17 protein-coding genes are annotated in these 23,710 nt (G+C 62.5%); all 17 read left to right on the top strand.

Annotated features, from left to right (window positions below):
- The first annotated feature begins 28 nt into the window (after positions 1-28).
- Positions 29-2,407: a phage tail sheath family protein gene (locus OUZ30_RS09955; protein WP_266182090.1), complete on the top strand. Its 2,379-nt coding sequence runs from the start codon at positions 29-31 to the stop codon at positions 2,405-2,407.
- A gap of 62 nt (positions 2,408-2,469) precedes the next feature.
- Complete coding sequence (locus tag OUZ30_RS09950; protein ID WP_266182089.1) at positions 2,470-2,970, top strand: phage tail protein; 501 nt, start codon at positions 2,470-2,472, stop codon at positions 2,968-2,970.
- Positions 2,971-3,075: 105 nt separating this feature from the next.
- Positions 3,076-3,780, top strand: coding sequence for a hypothetical protein (locus OUZ30_RS09945; protein ID WP_266182088.1), 705 nt, complete (start codon positions 3,076-3,078; stop codon positions 3,778-3,780).
- A gap of 817 nt (positions 3,781-4,597) precedes the next feature.
- On the top strand, positions 4,598-5,869 hold the full coding sequence (locus tag OUZ30_RS09940; protein ID WP_266182087.1) for a Pvc16 family protein: 1,272 nt from the start codon (positions 4,598-4,600) through the stop codon (positions 5,867-5,869).
- Positions 5,866-7,977, top strand: coding sequence for an ATP-binding protein (locus OUZ30_RS09935; protein ID WP_266182086.1), 2,112 nt, complete (start codon positions 5,866-5,868; stop codon positions 7,975-7,977). The genes OUZ30_RS09940 and OUZ30_RS09935 overlap by 4 nt, the downstream gene beginning before the upstream one ends.
- Positions 7,974-8,210, top strand: coding sequence for a hypothetical protein (locus tag OUZ30_RS09930; protein WP_266182085.1), 237 nt, complete (start codon positions 7,974-7,976; stop codon positions 8,208-8,210). Before OUZ30_RS09935 ends, OUZ30_RS09930 begins: the two co-directional genes overlap by 4 nt.
- Positions 8,207-8,842 (top strand): eCIS core domain-containing protein, encoded by a 636-nt coding sequence (locus OUZ30_RS09925; protein ID WP_266182084.1) that lies wholly within the window; start codon positions 8,207-8,209, stop codon positions 8,840-8,842. The genes OUZ30_RS09930 and OUZ30_RS09925 overlap by 4 nt, the downstream gene beginning before the upstream one ends.
- 62 nt (positions 8,843-8,904) lie before the next feature.
- Positions 8,905-9,582 (top strand): hypothetical protein, encoded by a 678-nt coding sequence (locus tag OUZ30_RS09920; protein WP_266182083.1) that lies wholly within the window; start codon positions 8,905-8,907, stop codon positions 9,580-9,582.
- 8 nt (positions 9,583-9,590) lie between these two features.
- Positions 9,591-9,866 (top strand): hypothetical protein, encoded by a 276-nt coding sequence (locus OUZ30_RS09915; RefSeq protein ID WP_266182082.1) that lies wholly within the window; start codon positions 9,591-9,593, stop codon positions 9,864-9,866.
- Between the two features lies 1 nt (position 9,867).
- Positions 9,868-10,929: a phage late control D family protein gene (locus OUZ30_RS09910; RefSeq protein ID WP_266182081.1), complete on the top strand. Its 1,062-nt coding sequence runs from the start codon at positions 9,868-9,870 to the stop codon at positions 10,927-10,929.
- Positions 10,929-11,486 (top strand): phage baseplate assembly protein V, encoded by a 558-nt coding sequence (locus OUZ30_RS09905; protein ID WP_266182080.1) that lies wholly within the window; start codon positions 10,929-10,931, stop codon positions 11,484-11,486. The genes OUZ30_RS09910 and OUZ30_RS09905 overlap by 1 nt, the downstream gene beginning before the upstream one ends.
- Positions 11,487-11,825: 339 nt before the next feature.
- The gene (locus tag OUZ30_RS09900) at positions 11,826-12,203 is read left to right on the top strand and encodes a GPW/gp25 family protein (RefSeq protein ID WP_266182079.1); all 378 of its coding nucleotides are present in this window, start codon (positions 11,826-11,828) and stop codon (positions 12,201-12,203) included.
- Entirely contained in the window at positions 12,203-14,779 is a 2,577-nt protein-coding gene (locus OUZ30_RS09895; RefSeq protein WP_266182078.1) for a baseplate J/gp47 family protein, read from the top strand. The genes OUZ30_RS09900 and OUZ30_RS09895 overlap by 1 nt, the downstream gene beginning before the upstream one ends.
- Positions 14,776-17,283, top strand: a complete 2,508-nt coding sequence (locus OUZ30_RS09890) for a baseplate J/gp47 family protein (RefSeq protein ID WP_266182076.1) — start codon at positions 14,776-14,778, stop codon at positions 17,281-17,283. Before OUZ30_RS09895 ends, OUZ30_RS09890 begins: the two co-directional genes overlap by 4 nt.
- Positions 17,276-19,498, top strand: coding sequence for a hypothetical protein (locus OUZ30_RS09885; protein WP_266182074.1), 2,223 nt, complete (start codon positions 17,276-17,278; stop codon positions 19,496-19,498). Before OUZ30_RS09890 ends, OUZ30_RS09885 begins: the two co-directional genes overlap by 8 nt.
- A 9-nt stretch (positions 19,499-19,507) precedes the next feature.
- On the top strand, positions 19,508-23,035 hold the full coding sequence (locus OUZ30_RS09880) for a DUF6519 domain-containing protein (protein WP_266182072.1): 3,528 nt from the start codon (positions 19,508-19,510) through the stop codon (positions 23,033-23,035).
- 93 nt (positions 23,036-23,128) lie between these two features.
- Positions 23,129-23,710, top strand: coding sequence for a carboxypeptidase-like regulatory domain-containing protein (locus OUZ30_RS09875; RefSeq protein ID WP_266182070.1), 582 nt, complete (start codon positions 23,129-23,131; stop codon positions 23,708-23,710).

Here is a 23,710-nt window from a genome sequence, read left to right as displayed (position 1 = left end):
TTCTGGTTCAGCGAACTAGGGAGGCCTCATGGCCGTTCAAGTTGCGTATCCAGGGGTCTACGTTCAAGAAGTTCCCAGCGGTGTCAGAACAATCGTCGGCGTCAGCACCTCGATCGCCTGCTTCGTTGGTCGCACCAAATCGGGACCACTATCGACGCCGACTCGCATTCAGAGCCTGACCGATTTCATCCGAACCTTCGGCGACGATGCCGGCGTCGGTGACATGTCCCGTTACGTCCGGCTCTTTTTCCTCAATGGCGGCACCGTCTGCTACGTCACTCGCATCTCCAGCGGGGCGGCAGCCTCATCGGTCACTCTGCTAAACGAAGCGGGCAAGCCGGCCCTGATACTGACCGCGCTTAGTGCAGGCACGCTCGGTGACACGATTCGCGCAGCCGTCGACTACAACACGCCGACGCCTGAGAGCACGTTCAACCTCACCTTGTTCCAGAGTACGCTCGACAGCCGCGGTCAACCTGTCCAGACCAACCGCGAGGTCTGGAACAACCTCTCGATGGACCCGAATTCGTCGTCATACGCCCCCACAGTTCTGACGCAGAAATCAGTACTGGTGAACGCGACCGATCCGAAAGTGGCGGCGCTGGTCAACGGTTCCTCACTTTCGACAGCACCGATCGAGTACGATCCTGCTGCAGCAAATGCGATCGATTACCGAACGAAGATTGCCGCAGCCCTGAAGGTGGGGAATTCGATCCAGATCTGCGTCGACGGCAGCCCTCCTGCACTCGTCACCTTTGGCGACTTCAGCAGCACTGCGCAATTTCCCGGAACAGCCGTCGGCGCACTGCGCAGTCAGTTCAATGCGGCAATTGTGACTCTCATCAACAATGCCTTGGGTGGTCCAACGGTTCAGCCAAACGTGCTCCAGCCGGGGCCGGACGCCACGCCGTCGGCCTCGGAAGTGCTTTTCATCGAAAGCACCAAGACAGGCGACGTACTGATTCAGTCGGCATCAGTCAACGATGCGGCTGCGGCGCTGGGTCTTGGCGCGAGCAACGGAGGCGTGGAGATTTCGGCGTACTCCGCGCGGCGCCCCGCGCCAACGGGCGTCGTTTACAAAGCCTATGACCAGGCGACGTTAGGAAGCGCTAGTGCGTTTCTCAACCTGCCGCAGACCGGCGCCACGGCGGTCAATTCTGTCACGTTGGACGCGTTCGATGGTTCGGGAAATCTTGTGTCGCAGGCTGTGCCATTGGCCCTCGCTGACTCGCCGGCGGCGAACAACAATTGGCAGGGCTCCCTCCTTACCACCAAACTGGCGCGCTGGGCGGATGCTGTTAACGCCTATCAGGCAGCCAATCCATCAACCTTCCGTTGGACTGCGCAGGTGTGGGGCATGCGCATTGCATTTCTGCCTACGGCCGGCGACGACAATGCCATCCCGCCCTTTGCCACAGGGGCCACAGATGTCACCAAGACTCCAACGGCGATCACAAATGTCCGCTACTACAGACTTGGCCTCTCCGGCGGCGGAACTTTTCAGAACGCCGGTGTCGCCGGCGTCGACGGCAATCCACCCGCCGCAACCGACTACGACACAGCCTATGGCGTCATCGACCATGCTGTCGATCTGTTCAACCTGATGATTCTACCGCCTACGGGTGGGACTGCGGTGGAAGCGCTCTACGCCAACGCCAGCGTCTTCTGTCAGCAGCGGCGCGCCTTCTTACTCATGGATCCGCCGAGCGCATGGACATCGCCGCAAGCCGCGACAAGCAATGTCGGGATGTTCCGTATCGGCCTGGTCAAGGACTACAGCGCGGTCTACTTTCCGCACCTCACCATCAACGAGGGTGGGCTCAACGTCACCGTAGGTGCGGCGGGTGCCGTTGCCGGCATTTATGCCCGCACCGACGCCAATCGGGGCGTATGGAAGGCGCCGGCCGGTACCGAGGCGGACTTCCGGGGTGTTACAGGTGTCGATCTTAATCTCACCGATGGCGATAGTGGACAACTCAATCCGCTGGCCATCAACGGGATTCGCGCCATGCCAGAGGGCGTGTTGAGCTGGGGTGCACGCACTAACGACGGCGCCGACATGTTCGCAAGCGAGTACAAATACGTGCCAGTCCGCCGTTTCGCCCTCTACATCGAAGAGAGTCTTTACCGGGGCCTTAAGTGGGTCGTATTTGAGCCAAATGACGACAAATTGTGGGCGTCCATACGCCTGAACGTAGGGACATTCATGAATGGACTGTTCCGTCAGGGCGCTTTCTTTGGCACCACCCCGCAGGATGCCTACTTCGTCAAGTGTGACGCCGAGACGACACCGCCGAGCGACCAGGATCTCGGCATCGTGAATATCTGGGTAGGCTTTGCACCCTTGAAGCCTGCAGAATTTGTCGTGCTTTACATCCAGCAAATTGCCGGACTGCCCACAGCCTGACGAGGGCGTGACGAACCGACAACCTGCGGTCACGGCTGCGGCATCAGATGAGGACCCGACCAATGGCACAATTTCAGGTCAATTCCTATCGCTTTGATCCTTACAAGAACTTCAAATTTCGCGTGAAATGGGACGGCAAGTACGTAGCCGGCATCAGTAAGGTCAGTATGCTGAAGCGCACGACCGAAGTCGCCAAACACCGGGAGGCGAACGGCCTTAGTACGCCGTTCCATATGCCGACGACGACGTCGTTCGAGGCTATCACGCTCGAACGTGGCGTTACCCACGATCCCGAATTCGAAAACTGGGCCAACTTGATCTACGCACCAGGCGCAGCGGGATCGATCTCCCTCAAGAATTTCCGCAAAGACATCATCATTGAACTTCTCAACGAGAACGGCGTTGTCGCCAAGGCCTACAACGTTTATCGCTGCTGGGTCTCCGAGTACCACGCGCTGCCAGATCTTGACGCAAACGCAAACGCGGTTGCAATTGAAATGCTCAAGCTGGAGAACGAGGGCTGGGATCGCGACCTGGCTGTGGTCGAGCCTACTCAGACCTGATGGGATGCAGGCATGCATCGACTATTCCTCAATTTTGCGCCACCGAATGGGGCCGCGGGTGCGTGGGTGGCTCTTCGGCATCTTCGTGGCATAGACGAGGAGGCGGTGGTCGACACCGACACCGCCGCCGCGATCGACTTGCTCAATCAGTTGCTCATGCCCAACAAGGGTGCGGCGCTAGGGCCAGGCGAGGCCAGCGCTCTCACGGCATCGGATCGCGATCGTCTGTTGGCGGAGATATACGCAGCGGAGTTCGGCAATCACATCGCCTGCGTGCTGCATTGCGACGCTTGCGGCAGCCCCTTCGATATCGATTTTCAGCTACCCGACTTACTGGCGAGCCTTCGGTTTCCGCCGACCGATGCTACCGATACTCAGGAGTCTATCTTGGTGCTTGAGGACGGGAGGCGTGTACGCCTTCCTCGCGGAAGCGATGAGCTGAAACTGCAAGGCATGTCGATCGCGCAGGCCGAAGCTGCCCTCCTCGCTTTGTGCATGGTCGAAGGTGAAGCCACTGTGGAAGACAAGGCGGTCCTGGAACTGCTGGATAGCGTGGCGCCGATCTTGGATGTCGAACTCGAAGTGACTTGTCCCGAATGCAACGCGACGATGCAAGCGCATTTCGATCTTCAACATTATTTGCTTACCACCATCATGCAGGAGACGTCGACCAGAATCGTCGAGACTCACCTGCTCGCCTCGACCTACGGCTGGAGCTTGCACGAGATTCTCGGCCTCGACCGAAGGCATCGCCGCGCGTATGCGATGGCCATTGAACGTGATCGCAGCATCCAAGTCGGCGGTTTCTAACCGTGACCAGATATCTCCAAAGACTGGCGACGAGATCGCAGAGTCGACGGACGCCGCAAGCGGTCCGGGCGACACCGCCACCGCCGCGGTCGATCCCGACGGAGGTTGGAGGCTTTGCCGATGGGGCGCCAGAATTGATTGAAGCGACCATTGCGGAGAAACCCCTGCCGCGAGTCTCGCCGGACGCCCGAGAGACTCGCTTTGCAAGCACCGAAGCGCCGCCTGCCTCCGATCGGATTGAGCGCTCGCCTTCGCCATCCTCATCGCAGCATGTGGCGCCGGCGCCGTTGTTGGCACCGCCATCTAGCCCCCCAAAAAAACCACTGCCTGCCGCATTTCCGAGATCAGGATCGCCAGTGGGCGAAACGGGTAAATGGCCTGCGGCCACTCCACCACTGGAGAACGAAGCGCAAGACGCGCCGCGGACGTCAGGCCAATCCAGTGCGGCAACGATTACGTCAGCAGTATTGCAGCGGGCGACGCGCCCTCCTCTACGGGCGGCAATACCTGAAAATTCGCCGTGGATGCAGCCGGTTCGGCCGCGTGAACTACCGCCCCGGAGTCCTGTCGCGACACCGGCCACTTCCAAGCCGGAGGCAGTGCGGAGCCCGGCAGAGTCACGCGTTGCAACCAGGAGCCCTCCGCCGTCCTCTCGCGGCGCCACGCTTCACATTGGCCGCATCGAGGTCACGGTGTCGGCGCCGACACCTGTTCCCGCCGCTGTGGCGCCGAGTCGGGCCGCCTCGCCCGCGCCGCTCGGCTTGCTCTCGGGCAGCCCGATGCTTGGTCAGCGATTCGGCTTGGGGCAGAGCTGACCATGACCATGCTCGACCTCGGAGCAGTCACTCGTACACTGATGAAGGTCATCGACCTGTCGGTGAACGCCTCGCCGGCCTGGCCGCCCCTGCCCTCACCTAAGCTCGCTGTCTCGCCGCTGCCGCCGGACAAGTTGTCGGGCGATCCGCAGGCGGGGCTTTATCTCTACCATCTAAGCGAAGACGCGGCCTTCAAAAATCAACCGCCCCCTGCCGGGAATGAGGGCCTGCGCTTCACGCCGATGTCGATTGATCTTTTCTACGTGTTGAGCGCCCACTCCGGCGAGAGCGACGCCGGCACGTTGACCGAGCAGCTCATCATGGGGCTGGCTGTCAAGGCGCTGCGTGATGTGCCGATGATCGACGACGGTACGCGTATCGGCGGCACACAGGTTCTCGACCCGGCGATTCGCGGCGATGAGAACCGCTTGCGCATTGTCCTGCAGCCGGTTCCCGCCGCCGAAGCGGTCAGCTATTGGACGGCGGGCTCGTCCCCACTCCGCCTCTCCGCTTACTATCAGGTGAGCGTCGTCATGCTCGAGCCCGACACGCCGCCACAAGGTACAGGCCGGGTCCTTCAGTACGGCATTCAGACCTTCACGACCGGCGGGCCGCGACTCGACACCAGTCAGAGCGTGGTGACGTATCGGCTGCCCGGCGAGACGCAAAATCGCAGCATCGTGGTTGAGCCGGCGCAGGTGACGCAAATCGGCGCCGGCGATCCTTTCACGCTGCTTGGCGTGGGGCTGGCAGGCGGCATTCCCACGCTTCTGCTTCGGGAAGTTTCTTCCACGACGATGCTTGTGGCCGACGCCAACTGGCTAGTCAAAGTGACTGCCGAAGGCATCACCGCTCGTGCCCAGACAACGGCGAGCGGCACGCCGACGCCACCGGGCCTCTATGCCGCGACGGTCCAGATCGCACGTCAACTGAAGATGCCCGATGGCAGCATCCGCGTGATCAACCAGTTGTCAAACGCGGTACAGATCGCCATTGCTCCGGGGATTTCAGCGATCGACGTACCCGACGTCAATGGACAGTTCACGATCTCCGGAGTCGGCTTCTCACCGGCTGCCGACGTGACGCTCTATTTAGGCGCGAACCGCGCAGAACCTGGAAGTTCTGCCGCACTCAACCCGGGCGAATTCGCTGTCGTCAGCGCCACCTCGTTGCTCGTGCGCCTCCCCGCTGGAACCGCGTCAAAGACGATCGTTCCCCTACGCGTCATCGTCTCCGGCAGCGAAGCGCCGCCACGATGGGTAGTGTCGCCATGACCGACGCACATCAGGCCGCGCCGCTGAGACATGGCATCGCTTCGGAAGAGGCCATCGCCATTCCTAGCGAAATACCCGCCGATCCGATCGAGCGGTTGCTGATGCGTATCAGACTGCGTACTCAACTTAGGGTGCTCTGGTTACGCACCATGTGGCGACGCGAGAGCGAAGGCAGCGTGCAACGTGTGGTTAGCCATGCTCAAGTGGATGCGGTACTCGAGGAGTGGGATACGCGTGAAGCCGAGGTCGCGTTTCGGCGGAGCTATCCGGCCGCACGAGCCGCCGCCGATGCGCTGATGCGAGTTGAATTGGCGATCGGTGAAGACAAGACGTCACGACTCAAGGTGTTGATCAATCTCTTTGAGCTCACTCCGCGCGAAGTGGATCTTCTCGAAGCCTGTCTCGCCGCAAGCCTCGACCCCGGTCTGGCGCGCGTGTTTGCCTACCTGCAGGACGTGGCGTGCCGCACTTACGTGACGGAGGAATTGACGGCGAAGCTCTTTGAGCACGATAGGCATGCCGTACTCGACGCGGACTCTGCCCTGCGCCGATGGCAGCTCGTGATGGAGGAAACGGTCGCTCCTGGGGAGCCGCCGGCGATCATGTGCGATCCGCTGATTCGGGCGTGGGTACTGGGTGGTCATCATCTTGACGAAGCACTGGTCGGCATCGCCCGTCCCCTCCCCTTGGCCGATCCCCTGTCGCATTGGCCCATCGAAACATCGGTGGCGCGCATCGAGCGAGTTTTTGCTGGCCGTGGTCGGGCGCAGATCACCGTGCAGGGCACACCAGGAAGCGGGAGGCGTACCCTCGCCGCCGTCATCGCTTCGCGCCTCGGCCTTCGGTTACTGGCAATCGATTCCGATGCCATCGACGAGGACAATTGGCCGCGGGTTTTCGCTCGCGCGCAACGCCAAGCATTCCTCGATCGCTGCGCACTCGCCTGGACCGGCGAGCGCGTTGCACATCGGCTCTGGCCACGTCACGTCTCACCGTTCCCGCTTCAGTTCGTGGTCGTCGAACCAGGGCAGTTATCGCCTTCTGCAGTCGATGCGATGGATGAAGTGATTGTCACGGCGCCTCTGACTCTGACCGAGCGTGAGGCGCTGCTGCACAACCTCGTACCTGGCGTGGAGACTTGGGCTGAGGGATCGGCTGCGACCTTGGCGTCGCGCCACCGCCTTTCTATTGGCGAGATTGCCGCCCTGGGGCGCCAGCGACCCTCCGGACCGGACGATGCCACGGAAAGGGTGCGGAATCACCAACGCAACCGCCTGGGCAACATCGCACAATGGATCGAATGCCCCTTCACGCGTGACGACCTGGTGCTGCCAGTGACGCTGCGGGAGGCGGTGGAGGATCTCGTCTTCGAGGCCAGCGTCCGCATGCAGGTCTGGGAAGAATCTGCCGCGCGACGGCTATTTTCCCAGGGTCGCGGGCTCTTCGCACTCCTGGCTGGGCCACCTGGCACAGGCAAAACCATGACTGCCCAGACGATCGCCGCGACACTCGGCCTTGACCTCTTTCGGATTTCGCTGTCCGAAGTCGTGAGCAAATATGTCGGCGAGACGTCGAAGAACCTACAGCGCGTCTTCGCGAGAGCCGAGGAAATGGATGCGGTCTTGCTGTTCGATGAGGCTGATGCGCTCTTTTCTCGGCGCACGGAGATCAAGGATGCACACGACCGCTACGCCAACACGGACACGAACCATCTTCTGCAAGCGGTCGAGACCTATGGTGGCCTCGCCCTGCTGGCGACCAATCGAAAGTCGAATATTGACCCTGCGTTTTTGCGCCGTCTTCGCTACGTCCTCGACTTCCCGAAACCGGAAGCCGCGGAACGCTCCGAACTGTGGCGGCGACTCGTCGGAGAGCTTGCGGGGAGCGAGGCTGCGACGCGACTCACCCCTGCTCTGCATCGTTTGGCCGAATCGATCGAGGTGACGGGCGCGCAAATCAAGTACGCCGTTCTGACTGCCGTTTTCGCTTCGCGTCGCGATGGCGAGCCCGTCAATGTGAGTCATCTTCTTCGCGGACTCGAACGCGAACTCATCAAAGATGGCCGTGCACTCAGCGAGCGGGATCGCGAAAGGCTGCGTGCGCCATGATGCCGCGGACGCTACGCATCGACGAGTTGGTGCTGCGTCTTTCCGCGCTCGACGAGGAGCAGGGAGGTCGCATTGCCAAGGATGTTGCCAACAGACTGGCACGTGCCGTTGGGCGCATGGAGATGTATCCGATTCCCGCCGGAGCCGTCGTGTCGATTCGCATCTCGGACGGAACTCCGCATGAGGAAATGGCCGAGATGATCACGCAGCGCATCCTGGAGGCCTTGCGATGAAATTCGCAACTCCTTCGCATAGGCAATCCAGCAAGGTGGCAACGCATCGGCGCCCGGGCCCGCCGCCGCAGCGAAAAGCGGCGATGGGACGTCCTTATGGCCTGAACCATGTCGCCATCGGCCCTATGGAAAACGGGTGGGAGGCCCAGGCGAGCCAAGCGGGAAGCAACGCGGTTCGCGGACAGCGCGACCTGGGCCGCACCCTGACGCCAGCGCCGCCCGCATCCGTGGCCATTCCGTCGCACGGCACACCCATGCCCGCGGCTCAACGTGCGTGGCTCGAGACGGCCTTTGGCGCCAACCTCTCCGCCGTGCACATCCATCACGACACTGAGTCGGCGGCCGCTGCGCGCGCAGAGCATGCACACGCATTCACTGCCGGCCGCGACATCTATTTCGGCGACGGCTGCTACGAACCGCACAGCGAGGCTGGCCGCCAGCTCCTGGCGCACGAGGTCGCGCACGTGCTGCAACAAACCGCCCGCACGGCTTCCACGCATTACCTGCGCGCTACCGAAGCAGACGGCGCTGGTGAGGTGCAGCGTACGGATATCAAGAAACCGCGTCGGGATGATCCATCGGCGAAGGAGGAGATCCTGAAACCCGAACGTAGCTGGGGAGGAAAACAGTGAGCGGCGGCCTGCCCACGTCCCCCAAATTGCTCCGTGGTGCGCTGGTTCAATTCAGCGCACCCATGATTGTGCCGATTCCCAACATCATCATTTTCCAATACAACCCCGAATCGCTGTCGCGCACGATCGAGCCCTATCAGCTTCCCGACAGCAAGGCGGCAGGCCCGGACAAGGCCGTGACGACTGCACCCACGACCACCCAACCGAAGCCGCCGGTCGAGAAGTTCACGCTCACGTTGCAGCTCGATGCAAGCGACGCACTTGAAGTGCCGGACTTGCATCCGGTGGCCGTCGTCAGCGGCGTGGCCGACCGGCTCGCAGCGCTCGAGATGCTGCTCTACGCGGAGGATTCCAAGGGGCTGGGTTTCTCGCTTTCGCTTCCAGTCGGCGGCAGCCTCAGTCCCGCGGGAACCCCAGAGGCCGCGGCACAGGCCCAGCCGGTACCAAAGGGCAAGTCGCCGACGATTCTCTTCGTTTGGGGGCCAGGGCGGATCGTTCCGGTCCGAATCAACACTTTCAATGTCGACGAGCAGCTTTGCAATCCGATGCTGTATCCATTGCGGGCCAAAGTGTCTCTCGGCATGCAGGTCTTGACCGATGACGATTTCGGCAGCACTCCCGACACGATCGAGAAGCTGGCGGGTGCTTGTTACAAGTTCACGATGACGCAAAAGCGTGTATTGGCGCTTGCCAATGTCGCGAACGACGTCGAATCCATTCTCGGCTTGTTGCCGATCTAGGGGGCGCGATGTTTGATCCGACCAGCCGATATCTTGCCGTGATGGGCTATAGCGCGCTCGACTCCCGCGGCCGCGTCGTTAGGGTGATCCCTGCCCCCGACAAGCCAGCGCAAGTGCTGCTGGGACTGCATCGGCGCATTCAAGGCCAGCGTCTTGATCACCTGTCCTACCACTATCTCTCCGATCCGGCCGGTTATTGGCGTATTTGCGAACTCTCCGACGTCATGCTGCCCGATGCGCTTGCAGAGGCTCGCGACATCCCGATCCCGGTGAAGGCAGGCTGACATGGCGCAGACGAGCCTCGCAGTATTGGTGGGCGGTTCTGCCGATGCGCAGCTCGCGCAGGCCTCCGTCGTGGAGGTTCTCGAACGCATGGGCGAGCCGACGACCTTCCGGATGCGCTATGAGGTCGACATCACTGCGGGAGACCTGCCGATGCTGACGGACGGCCGCCTGGACCCCGGCTCGGTGATCCAGATCCTGTCGCTGCAGGACAACGTCGCCGACTGTCTGGTCAAGGGCCCTGTGCATGGGCAACAGATTCGCCTGCTGCACGGAGGCACAGGCTCGTACGTCGATGTACTTGGCAGCGACACCTCGATCGTGATGGATCGCGAGGTCAAGGCGAAGATCTGGGATGCGGTACGCGACAGTGACGTCTTCGGCCAGATCGTGACGCCCTACGGTTTCACGTCGGATTCTCAAGACACGCCCGCAGTTCACACCGAGGCCAAGCACACCTTGGTGCAACACGATAGTGACCTGCGTTTCGTGCGGCGCCTGGCCCGCCGCAATGGTTGCCTTTTCTGGGTGTCGACCAATTCTACTGGTTTGCAGACCGCACATTTTCGCCGGCCACAGCTCGACAGCGCCAGCTCGGCGCACCTGGCGATCAACCTCGACTCGCCTAACCTCAACGAACTCAATATTTCGTGGGATGTCGAGCGGCCGTCCAGCGCAGTGGGATGGGAGCTCGATCTCTCGGATAAGAGCCAGATTGACGGTGGCGTCACCCGTTCGCCGCAGAAGGTGCTGGGCGGCAAAGGTTTTTCGGACATCACGGGTGACACGCGCAACACCCTGATCACTTCACCGGTGGACGATGCCGGCGACTTGAAGAGTCGTAGCGAAGCCGCGCTCATCGAATCTGACTTCTTCTTGACGGTCACCGGTGAAACCACGGTGCATGCGCTGGGGGCGATCCTGCATGCGCACGCAGTCGTGCAGTTGCAGGGCACGGGCACGCGCCACAGCGGGGCTTATTTCGTGTCGAGTGTGCGCCACCTGATCGACGCCGCAACTCATCGCATGGAATTCGAACTGGTCCGCAACGGTTGGGGGTCCTGATGGAACGCGATGTCATTCGAATGCTAGTTGAGCATGTGCGCAGCCGTCGCTTCGGCAAGTACCGCGGCACCGTGACTGACAACCAGGATCCCAAGCAAAAGGGCCGGGTCAAGGTCAGCGTTTCTTCCATCCTGCCGCCCAGCCTCGCGGTATGGGCCATGCCTTGCGTGCCCTACGCTGGAAAAAACGTCGGGTTTTCCGCCATTCCCGCTGTCGGCGCTGGCGTCTGGGTGGAATTCGAGGGCGGCGACATCTCCTATCCGATTTGGGTTGGGTGCTTCTGGGCCGACGGCGAGGCGCCGGAGGCGGGCAACCCGGACATCAAGTTACTGAAGACCGAGAAGCTCGGCCTGCGCCTGGACGACGCCGCCCAGCAGGCGAGCCTAAGCGTCGATTCCGGGGCGTCGATCACGTTGACCACAGAGGCAGTCACACAGGCCAGCCAGAGTAAACACACCGTGAGTCCGACCGGTGTTTCATCCGAAATATCGCCCAACAAAACTGAACTCACGAGCGCTTCGTTCAGCGTGAATGGCGGCGCCTTGGAGGTCGTGTGATGGCCGGTCCCAGCCTGACCTCCAGCGCGACGCTGATGTGCCCGCACGGCGGCCAAGTGGCAATTATCCCGTCCAGCCCCCGTGCCAAGGCGGGAGGTGCGCCGATCACCACAGCCGCTGACACCTTTGTCATCGCCGGTTGCCCTTTCACCCTGCCCGGGCCGACCCCCAGTCCTTGTATCCAAGTGCAATGGGTCGTTCCCGGCCTGCGGGTCATGGCAGGCGGCAACCAGGCTCTTGATGCAGCCAGCATTGGTCTTTGCATGGCGGCGACCGGCGCGCCGCAGGGGCCGGTTTCCGTGGTGGCGACACAGCCTCGCGTGAAAGGGAGCTAAGGCGATGAACCTACCTTTCTCCTCCATCTGCTATCCGATGGGCATCGATACCGGTCTTGGCCGCCTCAGTGTCGAGCGCAGCTACGAAGAGCATGTCGATCAGATGATTCGACAGTTGCTGCTGACTGCACCAGGCGAGCGGATCAACCGTCCCGAATTCGGGTGCGGGGTACGCCGCATGTTGTTTGCGCCGAACTCGGACGTGAGCGCCTCGCTCTCGCAGGTCTTGGTGCATCAGGCGCTCGATCAGTGGCTCGGCTCCGTGCTCAAAGTCGACCAGGTGACGGTCGAGGCCGTCGACTCGACACTAACGATCAGCCTCAGTTACGTGTTGCTCGCGCGCCAGCAGCGCCGCTACCTCAACCTCGAGGTGGCCCCCTGATGGCCGGCCGCGACCGCCTTGAGACCCTGCTCGATCAGAACAATCTGACCGGCGTCGACTTCGTCCTGGTGAATGCAGACCAAGTGACGCTCGACGTCTATTTTCTCAAGCAACCCAGTACGCTTGTGCCACCTGTTGTGGCACCGCAATTCCAATACAGCGTGCGCATCCATGCGGATGGATTGGCCGACATCCCGGTCACAGCGACTTGGCGCACCGGCGTGGACGGCCGCGACATCCTTCGGCTCACCGCGGCGGAACCGGGCGGCTTCGCTCCGTACAATCTGAGCATTGCCGATCCCCGCATCGATCCGTACTTCAACGACATTGCCTTCAGCTTCAAGGCGGCATGCCCGCGTGACATAGACTGTGCACCACCGCCGGATGAATGCCCGCCCGAGCCAGTGGTCGATTTCCCGATCGACTACACCGCCCGCGATTTCTGGAGCCTGCGCACCGCCCTGCTTGAGTTCGCCAGTCAACGCTATCCCGCCTGGCAGGACAGGCTCGAGGCCGATGTCGGCAATATGCTCGTCGACGTGATTAGCGCGATCGGCGACGAGTTTGCCTATATCCAGGATCGCATCGCGCGCGAAACCAAGCTTGAAACCGCAACGCAGAGGCGCTCCGTGCGGCGCATGGCGCGCCTTGTCGACTACACCGTACACGACGGGTTGGGTGCGTCCGGCTGGCTCGATGTCACCGCGCTCGCCGACGGCGGGCTTGCGGCAGGCACACCTGTGCAGGGGATAAGCGACGGACTGGCGCGGACGCCGGGCGAGCTTGTCACCCCGCTTTCGGGCAACCAGCCTTTGCCGGATGGGGCCATCCTGCCGATTACCTTCGAGATCGGTCGCGGTTTCGACGAACGCGATCTGCCGGGTGGTCCTCGAAGCTATGCCATCTCACCGCGTCGCAATGCCCTTGCACCCTACCTATGGGACTCCTCGCAAGCTTGCCTGCCGGTTGGTGCGACCGGCATGTACCTCGCCGGCCATCATGCCTCCGATCTGCCGCTAGACGACGTCCCCGTCGGCATGGTGCCAGGGCGCTGGGTGATCCTGCGCACCGACCCCGCGGATCGCGCGCTGCCGGCGCGTCGCTGGCTGGTTCGTTTGATCAACGCCGTGGACGTCGTCGATACGTTGTTGGGCGCGAATTGCACGCAGATCACCTGGGAGGTTGCGCAGGCGCTGCCTTTCGAGCTGGATCAAACCATCCTCACGTTGCGCGGCAACATCCTGCCTGCCACGGCGGGGCGCACGGTCGTTCGTCGCTTCAGCATTGGCCCCAGCGACTATGCCGAGCTAACGCCGCCGCTTAACGGTGATCCGCTGACCTACGCGCCTGTGCCAAGGGCCGTCGAACGGACCGGACCAAACGAGAGCCTGGCCTACGTCTTCAGCCTGCCCGATTCCGAGTTCGAGGGACTGACCTGGCTGGGCGATGATCCGACAACCGCTGCGCCGGAGCTTCGTCTCTATCGCGCGGCGCTCGCAACACCTGCATCTGCTCCGAAATGGAACGGTTCGCAGTGGGATCAACACATCGGCTGGGAGTGGCGACGCTCCCTCCTCGGCGTGTCGAGCTCACAGGCGGACGATCTGCATTTCACCCTGGATGATGGACTTTGGCGCCGGATCGTCGCTTATCGACGGCCGCTCGATACACTGGTCCACGAAGACTACGTTCAGGCCGACAAGACCAACGGCGACGGTGTCACGCTGCGATTCGGCGACGGCACGTTTGGCGCCATACCATCCCCCAGTGCTTTGCCTGGCACGGTGTTCGAGGTCAGCTACCGACTCGGCAACGGCATCGCCACCAATCTGGGGGCGGACACTCTGACGGTCTTCAACGTGGCGTCCCTGGGTGCACTGGTGGCCTCGATCACCAACCCCTTGCCGACCATGGGCGGCCTCGAGCCGGAATCGCTTGATGCCGTGCAGCGCAACGCGCCGGATGCCTTCCGCGCGGTCACCTATCGTGCGGTTCGGCCGGAAGACTATGCCGAGGCTGCCGAACGTCTCGCGTGGGTCCAGCAGGCAGGATCGGAGTTCCGCTGGACCGGCAGTTGGCTAAGCGCCATGGTGACGCCTGATCCGCGTGACACTGACACGCTAGCGCAAGACAGGCGCGACGATCTCCAGGAACAACTCGATCGCTTCCGCCAAGCCGGTCGCGAGACCATCGTGCCCGACCCTATCTATGCCGACGTCGATCTCCAGATCGACATATGCGTAGCGCCGACGCGCTATGGCACTGACGTCGCCAGCGAGGTCGAAACGATGTTGTTAGGTACCAAGGGGCCGCTTGCACGAGCTGGCTTCTTCAGTCCGGACAACTTCACCTTCGGCAAGCCGCTTTATCGGAGTCGCCTCGAGGCGGCGATCATGAATGTACCCGGCGTCAAGGCCGTGGAGCGCGTGCGCATCCGTCGACGTGGATGGTTCGACTGGCGCCCCTTCATCGAACTGGTCTACGTGGTCCAGCCGAATGAAATCGTGCGTCTCGACAATGATCCGCTGCACCCCGATCGGGGAACCTTGCGACTATTCCATGAAGGTGGCGCATGAATGATCCTGTCTGCCACTGCGACCTGCGGATTTTTCCACCGACTTTGAACATTCCGGCCGGACTGTCGGCGCTGCCGCGCCAGCTCGGTAACTTCCCGGAATTTCGCGGCGCTTTGCTGGCAAGCATCACTGCGGCCGCGCAGGACTATCCACCACTTGCCAAGTGGCGAGCGCGTGATACCGAGGATTTCGGACTCATGCTGCTCGAGATGTGGGCCTACGTATGCGACATCGTTGCCTTCTATGACCAGGCCCATGCCAACGAATCCTATCTGCGCACTGCCGTCCTGCCGGCATCGTTGCGACGCTTGGTCGAACTCATCGGCTACCTACCTCGCCCCGAACTTGCCGCCTTTGCTGATATCGGCGCCCTGGTAGAAGGTCGCCTGCCGGTGGTCATTCCGGCGGGAACGGCGTTTCGTTCCGCCGCTTTTGGAACGGAGCCTCCGCAGGTTTTCGAATCCTCTGTCGACGCGATGACCAACCCCGCCGCGAACCAGTGGGGCGTTGTCCCACCACGGGCCGCGACCCTCAGCGGCACCGTTAGTTACCTCCTGCTTGATCCGGCGACGTCCCGCGTCCAACGCGACAGCCTCCTGTGGCTGGAGCTCGGCGGCGGTGCCTCATCCACCATTTGGCTCGGTCGTGCCCAGCAGGTATCGACGGTGACGCTCGCCGACGGCGGCCGCTACGTGCGCGTCGATTTGGTCTCGCCACTCACATTGAAGCAGCCGCGATCGATCGCTTTGACGCGATTGATGATTCCAACGCAAAAGACGGGGCTATGGGTTTCGCGTCTGCCTCTTCTCTTTGCCGTCAAAACCGCCACGAAAAAAGGCGTTGGCCTGTCATCGGCCATGGCCTCCGCCGCGTATGCGCTCACCTCGAACTCTGACGACCCGTCCGTCGAGGAAAGCTGGCAGGACGCCGCCTCGGGCGAGGCGGGAACGACGCTTCTCTTGAATAGCCTGAATCGGACCATCGGAGTCGGCGACCGGATCTTCCTCGAGGTGCCGGGCGATCACTACGAGGCGGTGCATGTAGCGAAGATCGACGAGCCACTCGTGACCGTCGTGCCCGCACAAACAATCACAGTCGGGAGCAATAACGTCACAACACCCGCGACTCGCATACCCACCACGCGTCTCTTCGCTGACGCAGTGATACCCGATCCGACCGATCCAGCCGCCGTCAACGACTCGAACTGGGCGACGCCGGGAGAACTCGCCATCCACTTTGGCCTCGTCGATGCAGGTACGGTCATGTCACCGGCCGACACCGCTCTGGCGGACTCAACCACGATTGAACTGACGGGCGTGCACGTGGCGCCGACCGGTCCGCCAAAGGTCACCGATGTGCTCTTGGCAAGCGCGGACCAACGTGGCGTCGACAGTCCCTGCAGTGTCGATTTCGCCGCCGCGACCCTGACACTGGACCCGACGACGACGTGGGATCCGCCACTCGAGTTGCCGGTGCAGGTCTACGGCAATGTGCTTCAGGTGACGCGTGGTGAAACCGTGGTTGCTGAAGTGTTGGGTAACGGCGACGCTACGCAGAGCTTCCAAACCTTCACCCTGCAAAATAGGCCGCTCACCTATGTGCCATCGGCAACGGTGCAGAACGATTGGGGCGCCATCAGTACGCTACGCATTTTCGTCAGCGGCATCTTGTGGACTGAAGTTCCGACACTCTACGGTGTCGGCCAGGCGGATCGCGTCTACATCGTCAGGCGCCAAGACGATGGCAGCGCCAAAATAACCTTCGGCTCGCCGTTGGCAACGGGCATCGGCAATATTGTGGCCCAATATCGTTTCGGGGCCGGCGCCGCATCGCCACCAGCCTTCGGCATCAATCAGATCGCGCGCCCGGTGCCCGGCCTCAAGTCGATCGTGAACCCTGTCGCCGCTGCCGGTGGGGCAGACGTGGAAGGGACCGATTCGGTGAGAAGTTCCGCACCCAAGACCGCACTGCTCCTCGGCCGGGCCGTGTCGATCGAGGATTTCGCCGCCGCTGCGGCCGCCGTCGGTAGCGTCCGCCTGGCAACCGCGCAATGGCGATGGTCGGCGCTACGCCAGCGCGCGGTGGTACAGGTCTGGTATGTCGGGACCGCCGGGCTGAAGAGCCTAGTATCGCAGCGGTTGCGCGGCATCGCCGATCCGGCGACGCCCATTGACGTTATGCAGGCGACGCCTGTACCGGCGGCGCTCGCCATCGACGTTCAGACCGATCCGACGTACGACACGCCGACCGTCCTGGCCGCCGTTCGCGGCGCCCTTGAAGCCACCGGGCAAGGCCTGCTCGAACCCGAGACCCAGGGGATCGGCAATACGCTCTTTCGCAGCAACCTATTCGACACGGTGCTGTCGGTATCCGGGGCGATTGCCGTCCGCGCGCTGACCATCAACGGCACCCCCTTCGAGCCCTATGGCCGCAATCCGGGTGCGGGGCAGTATTTCGACTTCGAAGGGGCCCTCAACGTAACCGGGAGTCCATCCCATGGCTGATGCAGCGCGCGCCGACGACGGTTACGAAGCCTACTTCACCGAGAAGTTGTGGTCGCTGGTGCCCGCGGTCTATCGCAATCTCGACGGCAACGGAGAACAAAAGGGCGTCCTGCGCGGCTTGATCGAGACCCTCGCTGGACAGGCTGCGATCCTCCGTCGCGACCAGGATCGCCTGTGGGACGACAGCTACATCGATCTTTGCGACGACTGGGCGGTGCCCTATATTGGCGATCTCGTGGGCACACGCATGATCTCGGCACTCGACGAGCGCGGACGCCGCATCGACGTAGCCAAGACCATCTACTATCGGCGACGCAAGGGTACGCCGCGGGTACTCGAGGAGCTGATCGCCGACATCACGCCGTGGGACGGGACGATGGTTGAGGCGTTCCGCAGGCTGGGCCGGACACATCACGGCCTCGACGCGCCACCTTCATCGCAGCTCGGACGCTTCTCCGGCACGCCGCGCGGCGGCACGGCGGACTTGCGGAGGCCCTTCGCATCGACGCTCGCCGATGGTCCGTTCGATGAGTATGCGCACGTTGCGGATATGCGGCAGCAACACGGCCTCGACGGACTCTGGAACATCCCGAAGCTGCTGTTCTTCTTGTTCAGATTGCCTGCCCTCCCCGTCACGGGCGTCATGCCGCATGGCCGCGCTGCTGCTGGCACCTTCCTTTTCGATCCCTCCGGTCGCGACATCCCCTTGTTCGCGCCGCGCCGCGTCGTACCGGACTGGGAAGCCTGGCGTTTCCCGCTGCCATGGGAACTGCCCGCGCCGATTGCCTGCCGGCTCCTGGGCGATGCAGCCTTCGTGATCACCGAGGCGGTGATTCTCGCGCTCGGCTCCGTGCTGATCGCCGCCGGCCAGCCCGCAGCAGCGGCCAACTATCTTGTGGCGCTGCGCGACATTCGCTTCGACTCCGAAACAGCCTTGCGCGCACGGATCGCCGCCCTGCCGTCACAGGCGTCGCTCCTGGCAGCGCCGGTGATTCGGGCGATCCTCGATGGCGCCCTGGTGGCCGATTGCGGAAAGGCAGCGCTGCTGCCGGACGCGATCGAGGTCGATGTCGGCGGATCAGCGGTTCCGGTCGCGCTCACCACATCCGGATCCCTCGACGACTGGTCCGCCAATCCGCCGAACAAGGATCTGGTCATCGATCCGGAACGAGGTCGATTCAGGTTGCTTGCGGGCGCACCGGCGCATCCTGTCACGGTCGACTATTACTATGGTTTTCCGGGCCCTGTCGGCGCGGGCACGGACGACCGGCGAGCAGGTCTCGCGGACGTAACCACCCTGCCCGCCTCCGCCCAAGTCAACGGTGGTGGCGCCATCACGGCCGCCGACCTGCCGGCAGCCGGCGGCCTGTCGATCGACGACAGCGCCACCTATTCGCCCGTCGCATCAGTCAACGGCATCCAAGACCTCGTAGTGCAGGCGGACAACCTGCAGCGCCCTTATATCCGGCTCACTTCGCCGTGGGTGCTGACTGCCGCGCCGGGCGGCCAAAGCACGCTTGTGCTTGACGGGCTTTGGATCGGCGGCGATGCCGGCGCGCAGATCCAACTTGCTGGCACGTGGGCCAAAGTCACGTTGCGCCGCATGACTCTCGATCCCGGCGGCGTCGACGCGGACGGACAGCAGATCGCGGCGGTGCCGCTGGTCATCAGCGGTAATGTTCAGAGCCTCGTCGTTGAGAGCTCCATTCTCGGCTCGATCAGTGCGCCGGGTGCTGGCGTGATCGACGAGCTTTCCGTTTCCGACAGCATCCTCCAGTCGGCTCCGAACCAGCCCGCCATTGCGTTGACCCTGAGCAAAGCGAACCTCGCGCGCGTCACCGTGGTGGGCAACTTGTCGCTTGACCGCCTGTACGCCACGGAAACCCTGGTGGTCGGCATGGTCACGGTGGGTGACACGCAATGGGGCTGCTTCCGCTTCAGTGCCGCACTCGCGGGCAGTCGGCTACCGCATCCCTTTGCGTCGACGGAACTCGCCATCGGCGCCATCACGCTGACGTCGACCCGATTCGGCGACGCTGACTATTGCCAGATTAGCGATGCTGCCGCCGTGAGCATACGTCGCGGCGCCGAGGATGGTTCCGAGATCGGCGCGTTCAGCAGTCTCAACAATCCGATCGTACTCGACGGCATCACCGCGAAGGTGACTGAGTACATGCCGTTCGGCTTGATCCCCACTTTCATTTTCGAGACCTGAGGTATCCCGATGGCGACCGAAGACATTTCGCGCAACGGCACTTCCCCTCGAAAGCGTTACGAGGGCATCCGGCTTCAACAAGGTCGTGTCACTACGGACGATGACTACAACGAGGGCGCCAGGCTCGACGCGGAGCATGGGCGGCAGACCACCCTGGACATCATCGGTCCGTCGGGCAGCCCGGACGGCGGCTTCGCCATCAGGAATCCACGCCTCAACGCAAAGGGCGATCTCGATTTCGATATCGGCGCCGGCACGCTCTATCTCGGCGGTTTGCGCCTGGAGTGTTTTGGCGAGACCTACGCGCAGCAAGTCGATTGGCTGGAGCAGCAGCCGACCGACCGCGCCGCGCCGGCCGACGGACGCGCCGATCTGATCTATGTGATGGCCTGGGAGCAACCCGTGGAGGCCATCGAGGACTCTGAACTCTTCGAGACGGCACTCGGCGGACCGGACACGGCGACCAGGGTGCGCCTGATGCGTCGCATGATGCTTGGCGCAGGACTCGGCGGCGACGATTGCGCCTCGGCGTGGACAGGGGAACTCAAGCAGATCGAGGCAACCTACGGCCCGTGGAACCCCGCGTCCGGCCTCTGCGAGCCGGACACCAAGCTGCAAGTGACGTTCGATAACACGGGCAAGAAGAACGATCTCTGCTCACCATCGGTGGTTGGCGGCTACCTCGGTGCGGAGAATCAGGCGATCCGCGTCCAGATCGTCGATAGCGGCCATTTTACTTGGGGCTTCGATAACGCCTCCCCGCTTTTTCGCGTCGCCGTCGCCGCCGACAACCAAACCGTGACCCTGCAGACCGAACCCAAGGATCAGGCACACTGGATGCAGGCCGGCCAGACCGTGGAGATTCTCGCGTGGTCTTCGTTGCTTCCGAATGGCGAGAAGCTCGCCGAGATCAGTGGCTACCTCACGACCGTTGCCGGTGCGTATGACCCCGATCTGCATACGCTGACGCTTGCCAATCCTCTGCCGGCCCAATTCGGCACGCAATGGCAAGGGCGAGGTGATCTGGCGGCAGCGACGACCTATTTCTTCATGCGGGTCTGGCCGCGCGGCAGCGACACGACGTCGCCTTCCGCGATCGCCTTCGCCGCTGGCACGCCAGTCGCCCTTGGCAATACGGGTGTCCTCGTCACTCTGACCGGCAGCGTCTTTGTGCCGGGAGACTACTGGGTGATCGCGGCTCGACCCGAGGCTCCGACCCGCGCGGTGCCGTGGGAGCTGCTTGATGGCCGCGCGCCGCACGGCATCCGGCGCTTCTTCACGCCGATCGGTCAAATCTCCTGGTCCGTCAGCAACGGCAATACGACCGGCAAGATTGACGATTGCCGAACTCCTTTCCAGCCGCTCACACAGCGCGACACGTGCTGTACCTTCACGGTCGGAGACGGCGTCACTACTCACGGCGACTACACGGTCATCCAGGATGCGATCGATCACCTGCCGCCGCGCGGCGGCTGCCTTTGCATCCTCGCAGGCACGTACGCGCAGGACTTCCGCGTCGATGGCCTCCAGAGCTTGCGCATCGAAGGCTGCGGGCCGCGCACTAAGATCGTTGGCGCCGCCGGGAGTAAGCAGAGCGCCGTGGTCACGATCGCCGATAGCAGTGCCATCGTGTTGACGGACCTTGCGATCACAAATGCGCAACGGATCCCTCTTCAGTTGGTGGATCGCCTGGAGGCGCAAGCGCTCAACCTGCCTCCCGATCTCGCTGGTGTGCAGGCGCCAGCCTCCAAGGCAACGGGGCGACCGCGGCTTGGCGATATTCATCTGCACCATCTCACGATCGAAAGCCGCGATCTTTCGGCCGTGGTCATGGCGGGCGGTCGCTTTATCGACCTCACCGAAAGCGCGATCACGGCGGACCTAGTGGCGGACGTTGCGGCCAATTCGCCGAGCGGTCACTGGCCCGCCGTATTCATTGCCGCTGACGACGTTTTGGTCGAACGCAACACCATCAAGGCGCAGTCTTTGACCAAAACACCGCTGTCGACTTTCATGGGGGTGGCCGCCTATACCAACCAGGCCGCCGCCTCCATGATCCGTTCCCGCCTGGCGATGGGCGGTATCCAGGTCGCTGGAGGTTCGGAGCGCATCGCGATTCGTCGCAATCGCATCATCGGCGGCAATGGTAACGGCATTACTTTGGGATCCATTGCGTATGTCCCTGCGACCGCGCTCAACCAGTTTGCGAAAGACCACGACTTCCTTGGACTCACTAAACAATGGGCCTATGCCGGCCTCGATGGGCACCTGACGGTCGGCGAAAACGGCTGTATTCAGTACGTCCCCAATCCGCCGTCACCCAATGACCCCAATGGTGCCCCGCAGATACCTGTCTCGACCGGCCACCTCACCGATATTCTCATCAAGGAAAACGAAATCACGGGCATGGGCCAGGCAGGTATCGGCGTAGCCATGCTCTTTGACGGTTCGAGCAGCCAGCAATCCATCATCGTCGACCGTCTCGCCATCCGGCAAAACCGCATCAACCATTGCCTGCAAATCGAGCTGCCCGAGATCAACGGTTCGTTGGCTGGATGGGCCGCGTATGGCGCAATCGCACTCGCCATCGTCACCGACCTGCAGATCAGCAGCAATGCGATCGTGGATAACGGCCGCTCGCACCTTCAGCCCATCTGCGGCATCTTCTTGCTTGCGGGTACCGGTGTGGCCATCGAAAACAACACCATTCGCGACAACGGGCCCCGTATCAACAGCGCTGGCACCGCACAGCCGGGATTGCGCGGCGGCATCTTCCTCGGATTCGTAACGGCCCCCGGTGAGGATTCCGGACCAGAGGCCAGGCCTGCGGCCCGACTGTTCGACAATGTGGTGGTCTGCGAGGATGGCCAGGCACTGGTTATCGTCGCTGCGTGCGGTGCTGTCAGCATCCATCGAAATTCTCTGACGAGCCGCGGTGCGAGTGCCTTTAGCGTCGCAGCGGACGCGTTAAGCGGTAAAGCACCAAGCACCGGGCTCGCGCAGTCATTTCTCCAGCTTGGCGCGGCAGTCGTTGTACTCGATCTCGGAATAAGTTCTGAAATGGCCACCACCGGGTCGTTCACAAACGCCAGGTTCGCCTCCTTGCAGGCCGCGCCCGTCATCTTGCCGCGCGGCGCGGTCATGTTTGACAACAATCAAGTACTCCTGGAGATGGCGGGCGGCCGGGCGCCCCTTGTCGTCAGTTCAGTGACGCTGATAAGCCTCGATGATGTGAGCGCACAAGCCAATCAATTGTCGGCGTGGACAGGGGGAATGCTCCTCCTGAGCGACCTTCTCATAGTGGCCGGATCGTTCCGGATGATAGGCAATCGCATGAGTGAAACGCAGGCTGGCTGCCTGCTATCCGGGATTGGCTTCGGCGTCCTCCGCACCGTGGCGCTCAACCAGAGTACACACTGCATTTACGTCGACAGATTGGTCAAACCGTCGGGAAGCATCCAGCACGATAACCTCGCGGTAGCCGACGTCTCGGGGACGAATGCCGTGTGTACGGGGATATTCGGCCCTTATCCCTGAAAAACAAAACGCCCGACGCAAATCCGAAGGGAGATCAAGATGAACCTAGACAACACCTATGTCGACCAACAGCACGCCGCGGTCGCAGACCAATTGCCGAAAATCGTGCCAGCAGCCGACGCCGCCAGGGTTGGCTGCTTATCCACGGCCCTCACTTTGCAGGCGGCCCAACAAGGGGTGCTCGCGATCAATCGCGCACGCAATGCCGTGAAGTACGGCCCGATTTCAAGCCAGGTCAGCGACATCGATGCGCGCTTACGAGCCTGCGCGACGCTCACCCAGTTCCTCCAGGTTGCACAAGCCCGCGCGCAATTGCAGCCCCCGTCGATTCCCACAGGCGCAGCAGGCATCTTTGGCCGCGTCGTCGATGCATCGGGCGCCGGGGTCGCCAACGCGAGTGTCGTCGCCATGGAGAACGCGGGTGCGAAAAGCAATAAAGCGACCACCGCGGCTGACGGAAGCTATCTGCTTGTATTGCCCGTCACTCGAACTGCGTCACCGCGTGCGAAGGCGGTGCGCGACTCAGGAAAGCCCTCGGTCACGATCCACCTGGGAGTCGTGACAAATGGGCAAACGGTCCTGAAGAGCGACGAAGCCATCACGCTGCAAGCAGGCGACATCGTTCTGCGTGAGCTCGCGATCCCCTCGCCTGCAGACACGCTCAACAACGGGTAG

The organism is Dyella humicola (assembly GCF_026283945.1).
GTDB classification, from domain to species: Bacteria; Pseudomonadota; Gammaproteobacteria; order Xanthomonadales; family Rhodanobacteraceae; genus Dyella; species Dyella humicola.
The sequence above is the reverse complement of the archived record's forward strand: the minus strand, read 5'-3'. Positions and strand labels throughout refer to the sequence as shown.

Coding starts and splice junctions, on each gene's coding strand:
- OUZ30_RS09950 (WP_266182089.1), top strand. CDS start 2,470: ATGGCACAATTTCAGGTCAATTCCTATCGCTTTGATCCTTACAAGAAC.
- OUZ30_RS09900 (WP_266182079.1), top strand. CDS start 11,826: ATGAACCTACCTTTCTCCTCCATCTGCTATCCGATGGGCATCGATACC.
- OUZ30_RS09905 (WP_266182080.1), top strand. CDS start 10,929: ATGGAACGCGATGTCATTCGAATGCTAGTTGAGCATGTGCGCAGCCGT.
- OUZ30_RS09955 (WP_266182090.1), top strand. CDS start 29: ATGGCCGTTCAAGTTGCGTATCCAGGGGTCTACGTTCAAGAAGTTCCC.
- OUZ30_RS09880 (WP_266182072.1), top strand. CDS start 19,508: ATGGCGACCGAAGACATTTCGCGCAACGGCACTTCCCCTCGAAAGCGT.
- OUZ30_RS09925 (WP_266182084.1), top strand. CDS start 8,207: ATGAAATTCGCAACTCCTTCGCATAGGCAATCCAGCAAGGTGGCAACG.
- OUZ30_RS09890 (WP_266182076.1), top strand. CDS start 14,776: ATGAATGATCCTGTCTGCCACTGCGACCTGCGGATTTTTCCACCGACT.
- OUZ30_RS09910 (WP_266182081.1), top strand. CDS start 9,868: ATGGCGCAGACGAGCCTCGCAGTATTGGTGGGCGGTTCTGCCGATGCG.
- OUZ30_RS09930 (WP_266182085.1), top strand. CDS start 7,974: ATGATGCCGCGGACGCTACGCATCGACGAGTTGGTGCTGCGTCTTTCC.
- OUZ30_RS09935 (WP_266182086.1), top strand. CDS start 5,866: ATGACCGACGCACATCAGGCCGCGCCGCTGAGACATGGCATCGCTTCG.
- OUZ30_RS09885 (WP_266182074.1), top strand. CDS start 17,276: ATGGCTGATGCAGCGCGCGCCGACGACGGTTACGAAGCCTACTTCACC.
- OUZ30_RS09915 (WP_266182082.1), top strand. CDS start 9,591: ATGTTTGATCCGACCAGCCGATATCTTGCCGTGATGGGCTATAGCGCG.
- OUZ30_RS09940 (WP_266182087.1), top strand. CDS start 4,598: ATGACCATGCTCGACCTCGGAGCAGTCACTCGTACACTGATGAAGGTC.
- OUZ30_RS09895 (WP_266182078.1), top strand. CDS start 12,203: ATGGCCGGCCGCGACCGCCTTGAGACCCTGCTCGATCAGAACAATCTG.
- OUZ30_RS09920 (WP_266182083.1), top strand. CDS start 8,905: ATGATTGTGCCGATTCCCAACATCATCATTTTCCAATACAACCCCGAA.